This window comes from Saccharopolyspora sp. NPDC045839 (assembly GCF_056431645.1).
In genome coordinates this window covers 66350-78765 of sequence record NZ_JBWKKH010000026.1, presented here as the reverse complement: position 1 = coordinate 78765, position 12416 = coordinate 66350, and the positions used below count along the sequence as shown (strand labels likewise).

The window sequence follows — 12416 nt, the reverse complement described above, 5'->3', positions numbered from 1 at the left end:
CTCCTTTTTTTTCGCGAAGCCTCTCTCCGGGGGGGGGGGGGGACTTTTCTTTCTCGGGAAAAACCGGCGCGCGGAACGACTTCTCAACGGCCTCCTGCGACGGAATGGTGACGCGCTCGCGGCCGTTGTGCGCGAGGGCTGCACGTCGGGCCTGCAGGCCGTGGCGATCGTCAGCGGATGCCTCGCCGCATTGCTGCTGGTACTGGCGTTGACGCTGTTCAAGAGGGTTGACCGCATTGGCGAGGCGGAAGGGGGCCGAAGAATCCGACGTGACTGTCGTGGTGCGAGGTGTGGTAGCGCGGGTCTTGTCCTTGAAGCAGCGGAGCCGCTTAGCCCACCCTCGCAACTTGCACCGCCGCGGGTTCTCAGGTGTCTTCTCGCGAGGACAGTCCCGACGTGGTGAATGGCATTCATGATGTCGGGGATCCCACAGCGAGAAGACCCCTGAATTTCCGCTACCCGCACCGCCACGCAAAACGAGCCTGGAACAGGCCGTATAGCAGCACAAAGTACGCACGGGCCGTCGTCAGCGTCCGGCGGCGAGGGCCGCGAGGGCGGCGTCGCCGGTCACCACGGCAGTGCTCGGGCGGCCCCAGACCCGCCGGAACACCGCGTCCGCGGTGCCCGCGACCGTCGCGTCGACCTCCAGCGCCGCGTCGGTCGGCGCCCCGGCCTGCGGCGGTTGGCCCGGCCGGTACTCGACCAGCCACGCGCGGCCCGCGTCCGGAGCGTGGAAGAGCACCTTGCCCTTGCTCTCCTGCTCCGACCAGTCGCCCAGGGGGAGCAGCAGGGTCAGGAACTCGTCGATGCCGTCGGCCGCCAGCTCCGGGTCGAAGATCAGGTCGTGCACGTGGTCCGGGCCGAGCCCGGCGAGCGCGTGCTCCGCGTCGAGCCGGTGGATGGCCGTTTCGTGCGCCATCCGCCGGGTCCAGGTCTTCGGGGTGCCGCCGGGGTAGAGCGCCCGCACGGGCCGGTCCTGATCCATTGTGGACAGTGTCTGGAGCAGGATCGCCAGCCGCTCGTCCCACCAGGCGACCACGTCGTCGAACTCGGCCGGCGGCCGCAGGTCCTCGGGGCGCTCGCTGCCCGGCTCCAGGTGCAGGGAGAGCTCCGCCCTCGCGTAGGCCTGCCCGAGGTGCTGGACCAGCTTGCGGACGTCCCAGCCGGGGCAGGTCGAGACCTCGGCGTTCGGTCCGGCCTGGAGCACGGCGCTGCGGAAGGCAGCGGCCTGGTCCAGGAATGCGCGGTGCAAGAAGTCGCTAGCCATGCCTCCACAATAGGAACCGGACGTCGTCGCGGGCACCGGCGGCGGGCCGTGAGATCGGCCGTCGTGGAAGTCCTGGTGCAGCCGGGCGCGTGCGCGGAATCCATCCTCGGCAGGACGCCGCTCGACCGGGTCGGCTCAGGGCGCCACCGCGGACCAGTCGACGGTGAGCTCGCCCAGCCGCCACCGGCGTCGCCGGTCCAGCACCGGCCAGCCCAGCTCCGCGAACGACTGCGCGGCCTGCGCCCACCGGGCGCGCGGCCCGAACGGGACCATCGGGGCGGCCTTCGCCCAGCACGCGTCGAGATCGGCCAGCATCGCGTGCACCTTCTCGCCCGGCACGTTGCGGTGGATCAAGGTCTTCGGCAGCCGCTCGGCGAGGTCCGACGGCCGCTCGATGTCGGCGGGCAGGCAGGCCAGCGTCAGCGTCCGCGGCCCGCCCCGGTCCAGCGTCACCCAGCAGCAGCGTCGCCCGATCTCGTCGCAGGTGCCCTCCACCAGCAGCCCATCCGGCGCCAGCCGGGAGCACAGTTCCTCCCACGCCTTCCACGCCTCGGGCTCGGTGTACTGGCGCAGCACGTTCAACGCCCGCACCAGCGCGGGCCCCGGGAAGTCGCGCACTCCGGCGGCCAGTCCGGCCAGCTCGAACCCGCCGCGGCGGAACTCCAGCGCGGGCGGATCGGCGACGAGCTTGCCGGCCGCCACCCGGTCCGGGTCGATCTCCAGGCCCACCACCCGCGCGTCCGGGCGCAGCGGCCGCAGCCGGGCCGCCAGCTCCACGGTGGTCACCGGGGTGGCGCCGTAGCCGAGGTCGATGACGACCGGCTCCGCCGCGTTGCGCAGCGCGTCCGCGACCCACGATGTGCCGGCGATCCACCGGTCGATGCGCCGCAGCCGGTTCGGGTTGGTGGTGCCGCGCGTGGGCATGCCCAGGGCGCGGGCCCGACCGGCGGCGAGCCGGGGCGCCCGCTTCTTCGGGGCCGAGTTCATCCCCGGCGGGCCAGCCACTCGGTCGTGAAGCGCTCCTCGTCGGCCAGCAGCTTCTGCACCTGGTCGACGATCAGATCTTCCAGCTTGCCGCCCAGGAACGGCAGGTTCACCCGCACGTTCCCGGACACCACGAACTCGCTGACCGCGGCTCCGGCCGGTTCTGCCAGGTCGCGCAGCCACATCGAGCCGGTGATCGAGCAGGGCGCGCCGGCGACCTCGGCGGCGATCTCGCCGGTGTAGTGCCCGTCCACCTCGCGCCGCCACGATTCGCTGCGGTCGATCGTCAGGTCCCCGCCGACCACCGTGCGGGCCACCGACGGCAACGAGTCGGCGTGCACGCCCTGGCGCAGCTGGAACCGCGCGCCGTCCTCGGTGTTGACGTGCTGGACCAGCGCCGCGCTGGCGCCGCCGATCTCCGCCAACCGGTCGGTGAGGTAGTCCTTGTCGATCAGCGCCTCGTACACCCGGGCGGCGGGCCACTCGGAGGTGCTCCGGTGCTCGATGCGGCGTGCCATGCAGCGGAGGCTACCTTTGGCAACCGTGAATCCCTCCATGTCCGGTGCCGAAGAAGTGCGCGACAACACTTGGTCGTCGGATCCGCACCCAGCCGGGACCGCCGACGGCCGGTCGCTGGCCGGCTGCACCACGCTGCGGCTGGGTGGCCCGGCGGCCGACCTGGTGGTCGCGCACCACCCAGACGAGCTGACCGCCGCGGTGCGGGCAGCGGATTCGGCCGGGCAGCGGCTGCTGGTGCTGGGCGGCGGCTCGAACGTCGTGGTCGCGGACGAGGGCTTCGCCGGGCACGTGGTGCGGATCGCCACCAAGGGGCGCCAGTACGACAGCGTCGGAGACGGGCTGGTGCAGCTCACGGCGGAGGCCGGCGAAGACTGGGACGAAGTGGTCGCCGACACGGTCCGCCAGGGCCTGGGCGGGCTCGAATGCCTGTCCGGCATCCCCGGCCTGACCGGGGCGACCCCGGTGCAGAACGTCGGCGCCTACGGCGTCGAGGTGTCCGAGCTGCTGGTCTCGGTCGACCTGCTGGACCGCGCCACCGGGCGCGTGCGCACGGTCCCGGCCGAGGAGCTCGGGCTGGCCTACCGGACCAGCGTGCTCAAGCACAGCGACACGGCCGTGGTGCTGCGCGCCCGGTTCCTGCTGCGCGACGGCGGCCGGTCGGCCCCGATCCGGTACGCCGAGCTCGCGCGCACGCTCGGCGTGGAGCCCGGCGGGCAGGTCGACGTGGCCGCCGCCCGCGAGGCGGTGCTGGCGCTGCGGCGCGGCAAGGGCATGGTGCTCGACCCGGCCGACCACGACACCTGGAGCGCCGGTTCGTTCTTCACGAACCCGATCGTCGAGGCCGGTGACCTGCCCGAGGTGCTGTCCCGGATCGTCGCCGAGATCGGCCCGGACCAGCGGATCCCGCAGTACCCGGCGGACGGCGGCCGGACCAAGCTGTCCGCGGCGTGGCTGATCGAGCGCGCCGGGTTCGCCAAGGGGCACCCCGGCCCCGGCGGGCGGGTGGGGCTGTCCACCAAGCACACCCTCGCGCTGACCAACCGCGGCACCGCGACGACCCGCGACCTGCTACTTCTAGCGCGTGAAGTTCGGGACGGGGTACGCGTGGCCTTCGGCGTTTCGCTGGCACCCGAGCCCGTGTTGGTGGACTGTTCGCTGTAGCAGCCGAAGAGCCGAACGGCCGTAAGAGTGACTCTTCGTGACTGATGCGTAACCCTGAGTGTTAAATGGGGTAGGTGGAGGGGGCCACCATGTTGAGCATCAGGGAGCTTAGGGATCGGGCGGTCATACGCCCGATCAAGCGGGCGGTCGAGGACCAGCTCCTGGACCTGCCCTGGGTGACCGCTGTCGACATCGGTGTGAAGCACCGTGCCGGGGCACCCACCGGCCAACAGGCGATCGTCGTCTCGGTGATCCGCAAGAGGCCGCGCGATCAGCTCGTCCCGGGCACCTGCGTGCCGGGCGACATCTTCGGCATCCCGACCGACGTCATCGAGGAACAGCCGGTCCTGCAGCACATCCACTGCGCCCGGCAGGAGCCGATGGTGCCGGGCCGGCGCCGCGGCGACCGTTCCGGGGTGGTGCGGGCCGGCGGTGGATTAGCGCCCTGCCGGGCCGTCCACCTGGCGCCGCCGACCGTGCCGAGCGCCGGCGAGTACTGCCGCATCGGCACGCTCGGGGCGATCGTCACCGGCACCGCGCCGACGGTGGTCACGATGGGCCTGACCACCTTCGACGTGGCCTGCCTGGACGACGCCTGGGCGGTGGGCGACCGGATGGCGGATCCGGACGACGGCCGGGTGCACACCGAGCTGGCGCGGGCGGCGCTGTCCGCCCGGGTCGACGCGGCCGCGGTCGCGATCGCGCCGGGTTCGGAGACGTCGTGCGTGGTCGACGGGATCGGCCCGGTCACCGGGCACGCGTCGGCGTACCCGGGCGAGCGGGTCCGCAAGAACGGCTTCGGCACGGGCGTGACGCTCGGCGCCGTCACCTCGGTCGATGCGACCGTGCGGATCGATCACGGCGAGGCCCTGGGCGTCCGGGTGCTGCGGGAGCAGATCCGGATCGCGGCCGCGGACCTGCGGTTCTGCGGGCCGGGCGACGCCGGGGCGGCGGTGCTCGATCCGGGCGGGCGGATCATCGGCCTGCACGTGGCGGGCAGCCGCGGCGGGGCGTTCGGCTTCGCCAGCCCGATCGCGGACGTGCTGGCGGAACTCGACGTGGAACTCTGCACCGAATCCCAGCGAATCCGCGTCTGACCCCACGCCTCTCCCACCCCGACCCGATCGGCCCCCAGCCGGTCGGGTCCGCAATTTCAATGGAAATCGGAGGTTCGATTTCAATGGAAATTGCGGACCTTCACCCGGACGAGATCACTCGGTCCGGCGGTGCATGCGGGTGGCCGAGTGCTGGTCGCGGGGTTTGACGGAGATGAAGTCCACGTTCACGTGGGACGGGCGGGTCACCGCGAACGCGATGACGTCCGCGATGTCGTCGGCGACCAGCGGCGTGATGCCCTGGTAGACCGCCGCCGCGCGCTCCTTGTCGCCGCCGAAGCGCACCTCGGAGAACTCCGTCTCCACGGCGCCCGGCGCGATCTCGGTGAACCGCACCGGCTCGCCCAGGAGTTCGCCCCGCAGCGTGCGGTGCAGCGCGCCCTGCGCGTGCTTGGCCGAGGTGTAGCCCGCGCCGTTGTCGTAGACCTCGGAGGCCGCCACCGAGGTCACCGTCACCACGTGCCCGTCGCCCGAGGCGACGAGCTTCGGCAGCAGCGCCTTGGTGACCCGGAGCGTGCCGAGCACGTTGGTCTCCCACATCCAGCGCCAGTCGTCCTCGTCGGCTTCGGCGATCTTGGCCAGGCCCTTCGCGCCGCCGGCGTTGTTGATCAGCACGTGGCATTCCGGCACCTGCTCGACGAACGCCGCCACCGAATCCGGGTCGGTGACGTCCAGTGGCAGCGCGGTGCCGCCGATCTCCTCGGCGAGCGCGGTCAGCCGTTCGAGCCGCCGGGCGCCCAGCACCACGTGGAAGCCCGCGGCGGCGAGGTGGCGCGCGGTGGCCGCGCCGATGCCGGAGCTCGCCCCGGTGACCACGGCCCAGCGGCCTGCAGAACTTGTGCTCACGTCTTCTTCCTCCTGGGAGACGGCCGATTGCCCGCGTCCATCGGACCACGTCCGGCCGGGGCCGATGTGACGTGCCGGATGTGACACGACACACTGGGGTTTCCAGACATCTTTTTTCGCCTTCGGGCGTCTTGTGGATAAAGGGTCACTTTTCGACGACCGTCCCGTTGCATTTCGGGCAAAGCGGATGGTCGTGCGCACATTCTCTAAGGGGATAGAGGTCAGAAGGTGAGTGGTTCCAAGCTGCGGTCGAGGTGGGCTGCGCTGGCGGGAGCTGTGGCGGCGGTGCTGCTGATTTCGGGCTGCGGTGCGTCCGCGCCGCAGGAGCAGAAACCCGCGGATCCGGTCGCCAAGGTGTCCTTCGAACCGGGCGCCGACGCGGGCGAGGTCAACCCGGCCGCGCCGATCACGGCCACCGTGGATCGAGGCAGGTTCGACTCCATCGAGCTGACCAACGCCGACGGCAAGAAGGTCGCCGGCGAGCTGTCCAAGGACGGCAAGAACTGGCACGCCACCGAGGCGCTCGGCTACGGCAAGAGCTACTCCTGGACCGGCCAGGCCACCGGCGAGGACGGCAAGCAGGTGCCGGTGCAGGGCGCCTTCAGCACGCTGCAGCCGAAGAAGACGATCCGCGCCACGATCAACCCGACGGACAACGCCGAGGTCGGCATCGCGATGCCGATCAGCGTGAAGTTCGACGAGGCGGTCCAGGACAAGGCGGGGATCCAGCGGGCGCTGACCGTGCAGACCTCGGTGCCGGTCGAAGGATCCTGGGCCTGGCTGTCGGACCGGCAGGTCGACTGGCGGCCGAAGGAGTACTGGCCGGCGCACACCCACATCAGCGTGCACGCCAAGCTCTACGGCCAGTCCTACGGCCAGGGTTCCTACGGGCTGGCGGATCTGAGCACCGAGTTCGACATCGGCCGGGCGCAGATCGTCAAGGCGGCGGTGGGCACCCACCGGCTGGTCGTGATGCGCAACGGCGAGCAGGTGGCCAGCTACGCGGCGAGCTACGGCGAGGAGTACGACCCGGGGCGCAACACGCCCAACGGCACGTTCATCGTCATGGAGAAGCGCCCGGTGGAGATCATGGACAACCCCCGTTACGGCTATCACGACGTGCGCAAGACCTGGGCGGCGCGGTTCTCGAACCACGGCGAGTTCATCCACGAGAACCAGGAGAACGCCGCCGCGCTCGGCAAGGTCAACAACTCGCACGGCTGCATCAACCTCAGCGCGGCCGACGCGAAGGACTACTACGACAGCGCGCTGCTCGGCGACCCGATCGAGGTGACGGGCTCGGCGAGCACCATGCCGCCGCAGTTCGACGTCTACGACTGGCTGCTCAACTGGGAGCAGTGGACCAAGAAGTCCGCGGTCTGAGCCGCTGCCCCGTCGCGTGCTTCCGCAAGTTCCATTGAAATCGAACCTTCGATTTCAATGGAACTTGCGGTCCGGTGGTTCAGTCTTCGGCGTCGGTGGCGAGGATCGCGGTGAGGACGCCGGGGAACTTCTCGTCGGGACGTTGCTCGCGATGCGTGCGGGCCGGTCGGCCGACGTGTGAGCAGTGCCACCCGGGGCCGCCTGGCAGGACTGTCCGGCGGCCCTCGAGCGGTAGCGTCGAACGCTGGCCCCGGCTGTGTTCCGGCACGGCGACGGGAATGTTTCCGCCGCGCCGGGTGTCGGGGTTTGACGCGGGCCCGAAAAATTCGGGCCGCTCGGCTTGCGATGGGCAGCAGATGACTTCCAGCACGTTACGCATGCGGCCGCGCCGCGCCGCCGTCTTCTCGTTGCACACCTCCCCGCTGGAGCAGCCCGGCACCGGCGACGCCGGGGGCATGAACGTCTACGTCGCGCAGACCGCCAAGCGGCTCGCCGCGCTCGGCACCGAGGTCGAGATCTTCACCAGGGCGACCTCCTCGGACATCCCGCCGATCGCGGAGCTGGCACCCGGCGTCCTGGTCCGGAACGTGGTCGCGGGCCCCTTCGAGGGGCTCGACAAGAACGACCTGCCGTCCCAGCTGTGCGCCTTCGCCGCCGGCGCGCTGCGGGTGGAGGCCCGCCACGAGCCCGGCTACTACGACATCGTGCACTCGCACTACTGGCTGTCCGGGCAGGTCGGCTGGCTGGCGCGGGAGCGCTGGGGCGTCCCGCTGGTGCACACGGCGCACACCCTCGCCAAGGTCAAGAACGCCAACCTCGCCCAGGGCGACAGCCCCGAGCCGCGGGGCCGGGTGCTCGGCGAGGAGCAGGTGGTGGCCGAGGCGGACATGCTGGTGGCCAACACCGACTTCGAGGCCGCCGACCTGATCGAGCGCTACGGCGCCGATCCGGACGCGGTCGCGACGATCCCGCCCGGCGTCGACCTGGAACTGTTCACCCCCGGCGACCGCGCTGCCGCCAGGGCGGCCCTGGACCTGCCGCCGGACGCGGTGGTGCTCGCCTTCGTCGGCCGGATCCAGCCCCTGAAGGCCCCGGACGTGCTGCTGCGGGCGACCGCGGAACTGCTCGCCCGTCGCCCGGAGATCCGCGACCGCCTCGTGGTGCTGGTGGTCGGCGGCCCGTCCGGCAGCGGGCTGGAACGTCCCCGGGCGCTGCAGGAACTCGCCGTGCAGCTGGGCATCACCGACGTGGTGCGCTTCCTCCCGCCGCGCAGCGGGGCGGCGCTGCGCGACGTGTACCGGGCGGCGGACGTCGTGACGGTGCCGAGCTACAACGAGTCCTTCGGGCTGGTCGCGCTGGAGGCGCAGGCCTGCGGCACGCCGGTGGTGGCGGCCGCCGTCGGCGGCTTGCCGGTCGCGGTGGAAGACGGGATGTCCGGGCTGCTGGTGGACGGCCACGGCGCCGGGCAGTGGGCCGATGCGCTCGGCTCGATGCTGGAGCCGGGGCTGCGCGCTCGGCTGGCCGCGAACACCACCGCGCATGCAGCGCGCTTCTCGTGGCAGCGCACCACCGAGGCCCTGCTCGATGCCTACGCGCAGGCGAAGATGTCGTTCCACGCGCAGCTGCGCATCCGGGAGGTCACGGCGTGAGCGTCGACGAGGTCATCAAGTCCACATTGGACGCGAGTGGGCTGGAGTACGCGCCCAAGGGCGCGGGGCGGTACTTCGTCACGCTGCCCGGCACCAAGAAGCTGCAGACCAACTGCTGGCTCATCGTCGCCGAGCACGCCCTGGTCGTCGAGGCGTTCGTGTGCAGGCAGCCCGACGAGGCGCACGAGGACGTCTACCGGTTCCTGCTGCGCCGCAACGCCCGGCTCTACGGCGTGCACTACACGATCGACGGCAACGGCGACATCTACCTGGTCGGCCGGATCGGCCTGCACGCGGTGACCGCCGACGAGCTCGACAGGGTGCTCGGGCAGGTCCTGGAGGCGGCCGACGGCGACTTCAACACCCTGCTGGAGCTCGGGTTCGCCACGGCCATCCGGCGCGAGTGGGGCTGGCGCGAGTCGCGCGGCGAGTCCCTGGCGAACCTCCAGCCGTTCCGGCAGCTGGTGGAGCGCGACGGCCCGGTCCAGCCCCTGCACGACCGGCCGTAGCGGCGTTCGTCGCCCGATCGGTGCAACCGGAAGATCGTCCCGCTCCGTCTCCGCCGTGTTCACGACGATGCGGAGGAGAACGGCATGGGCAAGCGGCGATTACGCGGGCCGATCATGGCGCTGGTCGCGCTCGGCCTGTTGAGCGGGTGTTCCTCGGGGGCGGGTGATTCGGCGGTCTCGGAGTCGCGCGCGGTGGCGCCGGCGGCCCCGCAGGAGCGCAGCACCTCGGGCAGCGGTTTCGCGACCGACACGGCATCCGGCGACGCGCAGAGCCCGGCGACCGGCGCGCGCGAGGTGATCCGGACGGCCGAGCTGGACATCGAGGTCGACGACGTCGAGCGGGGCGCGGCCGAGGTGCGGCGGCGCAGCGAGGGCTCGGGCGGCTACCTCCAGCAGGAGGACGCCTACCGGTCGGGCACGACGATGACGATGCGGGTTCCGGCGGACCGGCTGGACCAGGTGCTGGGCGAGCTGTCGGCGCTGGGGCGGGTCACGTCGCGCAGCCAGCAGGCTGAGGACGTCACCGACCAGCTGGTGGACACCCGGAGCCGGATCGATTCACAGCGGGCCAGCGTGCTGCGGTTGCGCGCGCTGATGGACCGCGCCGCGACGGTCGACGAGATCGTGTCGATCGAGAGCGAGCTGACCTCGCGCGAAACGGAACTGGACGCCCTCGAACGGCGCGAAGCGACGCTGTCCGGCCAGGTCGAGCTGGCCACGGTGACGGTGCGGCTGGAGCGCCCGGCCGCGGTCGCCGACGACGACACGGGCTTCCTGGCCGGGCTCTTCGGCGGCTGGCGGGCGCTGTCCGAGATCGGCGCGTTCCTGCTGACGGCCTTCGGCGCGGTGCTGCCGTTCGCGGTGGTGCTCGCGGTGCCGGCAACCGCGGCCTGGCTCCTGCACCGCCGCCGCAAAGCCCTCCGCAAGACCAGCATTTGACCTGGGATCTGCGTCGGGTCTGGCAAGGCCGCGAGGTCCCGCCAACCGCACCGCTGTGCGGAACGCGCCTGGAAGCCCAAAGAGACCGCGCGGGGCGGCTCGGGAGAGAGGGGGAGTCACGAGCACGAGCCGCCCCGCGTGGGGTCCCGCCTGACGGGCCGGTGGGCGGGGGGCACCCGGGGCCCGGCGGGGGCGCGGTTCGATGGGGGATGCGAACCGCGGACTTGCTCTCACGAGATCGGGGAGTGCGTGGGAGCCGATCTCAAGGAGAGCGTTGTCAACTTCGCAGAGTCCTGCAGCGGCCACAAGCCCGCCGCATTACTCCATTAGTGTGATGTTTTCTACTGAAAGTAACGCTAAGGGTTCGAACTGCGTTCAGTTTGCGCACGGAAGTGACAGTCGCCACTTTCGTGTCACGGAGCTGCGGTGATCACATAACTGTCGGGTGAAGTGCACAACCAAAACTGCGGATCACCGCGCGCTGCGGGAGGGTGAGTCCGGCGGAGGGCAGCGGCCTCCGCACACCCGATGAGGAGCGGCGAGATGACCGATCGCAACGCCACCACGCAGTGGACCGGAGACCTCAAGGGCGGCTCCGGCACCGTCACGCTGGACTCGTCCAACGCCGGCCAGTTCCCGGTCACCTGGGCGTCCCGGGCCGAGGAGCCCGACGGCCGCACCAGCCCCGAGGAACTGATCGCCGCGGCCCACTCCGCCTGCTACTCGATGCAGCTCTCCGGCCTGCTCACCGCGGCGGGCACGCCGCCGGAACGGATCGACACCAGCGCCGAGGTCGCCTTCGGCCCGCGCGGCGACGGCTTCGCCATCACCGGGATCGCGCTCACCGTGCGGGCGAAGGTACCGGGAATCGCCCCGGACGTCTTCGACCGAACGGCCCAGAAGGCCAAGGAGATCTGCCCGGTCTCGGCGGCCCTCACCGGAACCACCATCACCCTCGACGCCGCCCTCGACTGAAAACCTGTTTCCAGGCTCGTTTTGCGTGGCGGTGCGGGTGGCGGCCCCCTGCGGGAGTTACTGCGGCCTTCTCGACTCCGGGATCCCCGACTTGCGTATGACCGAATACGCGGCGTCGGGGCTGTCCTCGCTGGGAGAACCCCGACAGGGGTGGGCACCGTGAACCCGCGGCGGTGCGAGTTGCGAGGGTGGGCTAAGCGGCTGCGCCGCTTCAAAGACAACGACCCGCGCTACCGCACCCGACGCCACCACACCCCGAACAGCCTCTATAGCCTGGGGTTATGACTTCGACCCTGGTGCTGCTGCGGCACGGTGAGAGCACGTGGAACGCCGAGAACCTGTTCACCGGTTGGGTGGACGTCCCGCTGTCGGAGAAGGGCGTGGCCGAGGCCAAGCGCGGCGGTGAGCTGCTGCGCGAGAGCGGGGTGCTGCCGGACGTGCTGCACACCTCGCTGCTGCGCCGCGCCATCTCGACGGCGAACATCGCCCTCGACGGCGCGGACCGGCACTGGATCCCGGTTCGCCGCGACTGGCGGCTCAACGAGCGCCACTACGGCGCGCTGCAGGGCAAGAACAAGAAGCAGACCCTCGAGGCCTACGGCGAGGACCAGTTCATGCTCTGGCGTCGCTCGTACGACACGCCGCCGCCGGAGATCGAGCTCGGCAGCGAGTTCAGCCAGGACGCCGATCCGCGCTACGCCGGCCTCGGCGCCGACCTCCCGCGCACCGAGTGCCTCAAGGACGTGGTGGCCCGGCTGCTGCCGTACTGGGAGACGGCGATCGTGCCGGACCTGCGGGCCGGCCGCACGGTGCTGGTCGCCGCGCACGGCAACTCGCTGCGCGCGCTGGTGAAGCACCTGGACGGGATCTCCGACGGCGACATCGCGGGCCTGAACATCCCGACCGGCATCCCGCTGCGCTACGACCTCGACGCCGACCTCAAGCCCACCAACCCGGGCGGCACCTACCTCGACCCGGAGGCCGCCGCCACCGCCGCGGCAGCGGTCGCGAACCAGGGCCGCTAGCCCGATCGGCCGAAGATCGAGGGGCACCCGGCGCCGGGCAATCT

The 12416-nt window shown here is 71.3% G+C and carries 13 protein-coding genes; 8 read left to right on the top strand and 5 right to left on the bottom strand.

Annotated elements, in window-relative coordinates:
* Window positions 1-526: 526 nt before the first annotated feature.
* From AC07EQ_RS30165 to AC07EQ_RS30155, 3 genes are all read right to left on the bottom strand, one after another.
* Window positions 527-1267: a maleylpyruvate isomerase N-terminal domain-containing protein gene (locus AC07EQ_RS30165; RefSeq protein WP_478391249.1), complete on the bottom strand. Its 741-nt coding sequence runs from the start codon at window positions 1265-1267 to the stop codon at window positions 527-529.
* 135 nt (window positions 1268-1402) lie between these two features.
* Entirely contained in the window at window positions 1403-2254 is an 852-nt protein-coding gene (locus AC07EQ_RS30160) for a class I SAM-dependent methyltransferase (RefSeq protein ID WP_478391304.1), read from the bottom strand.
* Window positions 2251-2769: a DUF2505 domain-containing protein gene (locus AC07EQ_RS30155; protein ID WP_478391248.1), complete on the bottom strand. Its 519-nt coding sequence runs from the start codon at window positions 2767-2769 to the stop codon at window positions 2251-2253. The genes AC07EQ_RS30160 and AC07EQ_RS30155 overlap by 4 nt, the downstream gene beginning before the upstream one ends.
* A gap of 37 nt (window positions 2770-2806) precedes the next feature.
* Between AC07EQ_RS30155 and AC07EQ_RS30150 the strand changes: the two genes are divergently transcribed.
* Both AC07EQ_RS30150 and AC07EQ_RS30145 read left to right on the top strand, forming a co-directional pair.
* Window positions 2807-3931: a UDP-N-acetylmuramate dehydrogenase gene (locus AC07EQ_RS30150; protein ID WP_478391247.1), complete on the top strand. Its 1125-nt coding sequence runs from the start codon at window positions 2807-2809 to the stop codon at window positions 3929-3931.
* A gap of 89 nt (window positions 3932-4020) precedes the next feature.
* On the top strand, window positions 4021-5028 hold the full coding sequence (locus tag AC07EQ_RS30145; protein WP_478391246.1) for a chymotrypsin family serine protease: 1008 nt from the start codon (window positions 4021-4023) through the stop codon (window positions 5026-5028).
* 114 nt (window positions 5029-5142) lie between these two features.
* Here the strand turns inward: AC07EQ_RS30145 and AC07EQ_RS30140 are convergent, their stop codons facing one another.
* Window positions 5143-5892, bottom strand: a complete 750-nt coding sequence (locus AC07EQ_RS30140) for an SDR family NAD(P)-dependent oxidoreductase (protein WP_478391245.1) — start codon at window positions 5890-5892, stop codon at window positions 5143-5145.
* Between the two features lie 228 nt (window positions 5893-6120).
* Between AC07EQ_RS30140 and AC07EQ_RS30135 the strand changes: the two genes are divergently transcribed.
* The gene (locus AC07EQ_RS30135; RefSeq protein ID WP_478391244.1) at window positions 6121-7275 is read left to right on the top strand and encodes a L,D-transpeptidase; all 1155 of its coding nucleotides are present in this window, start codon (window positions 6121-6123) and stop codon (window positions 7273-7275) included.
* A 79-nt stretch (window positions 7276-7354) separates the two neighbouring features.
* On the opposite strand, the gene AC07EQ_RS30130 is transcribed toward AC07EQ_RS30135, so the two are convergent.
* Window positions 7355-7654 (bottom strand): hypothetical protein, encoded by a 300-nt coding sequence (locus AC07EQ_RS30130; RefSeq protein WP_478391309.1) that lies wholly within the window; start codon window positions 7652-7654, stop codon window positions 7355-7357.
* On the opposite strand from AC07EQ_RS30130, the gene mshA reads away from it, so the two are divergent.
* The 5 genes from mshA (at window position 7632) to AC07EQ_RS30105 (ending at window position 12372) form a co-directional block, all read left to right on the top strand.
* Window positions 7632-8924: a D-inositol-3-phosphate glycosyltransferase gene (gene mshA / locus AC07EQ_RS30125; protein ID WP_478391243.1), complete on the top strand. Its 1293-nt coding sequence runs from the start codon at window positions 7632-7634 to the stop codon at window positions 8922-8924. The two genes, AC07EQ_RS30130 and mshA, sit on opposite strands and share 23 nt — an antisense overlap.
* On the top strand, window positions 8921-9433 hold the full coding sequence (locus AC07EQ_RS30120; RefSeq protein WP_132489840.1) for a type III secretion system chaperone family protein: 513 nt from the start codon (window positions 8921-8923) through the stop codon (window positions 9431-9433). Before mshA ends, AC07EQ_RS30120 begins: the two co-directional genes overlap by 4 nt.
* Before the next feature lie 84 nt (window positions 9434-9517).
* Window positions 9518-10372 carry a DUF4349 domain-containing protein gene (locus AC07EQ_RS30115; protein WP_478391242.1) on the top strand — a complete coding sequence of 285 codons (855 nt, stop codon included), beginning with the start codon at window positions 9518-9520 and terminating at the stop codon, window positions 10370-10372.
* Between the two features lie 543 nt (window positions 10373-10915).
* Window positions 10916-11347, top strand: coding sequence for an OsmC family protein (locus AC07EQ_RS30110; RefSeq protein WP_358492094.1), 432 nt, complete (start codon window positions 10916-10918; stop codon window positions 11345-11347).
* Window positions 11348-11628: 281 nt separating this feature from the next.
* The gene (locus AC07EQ_RS30105; protein ID WP_478391241.1) at window positions 11629-12372 is read left to right on the top strand and encodes a phosphoglyceromutase; all 744 of its coding nucleotides are present in this window, start codon (window positions 11629-11631) and stop codon (window positions 12370-12372) included.
* The last annotated feature ends 44 nt before the right edge of the window (window positions 12373-12416 follow it).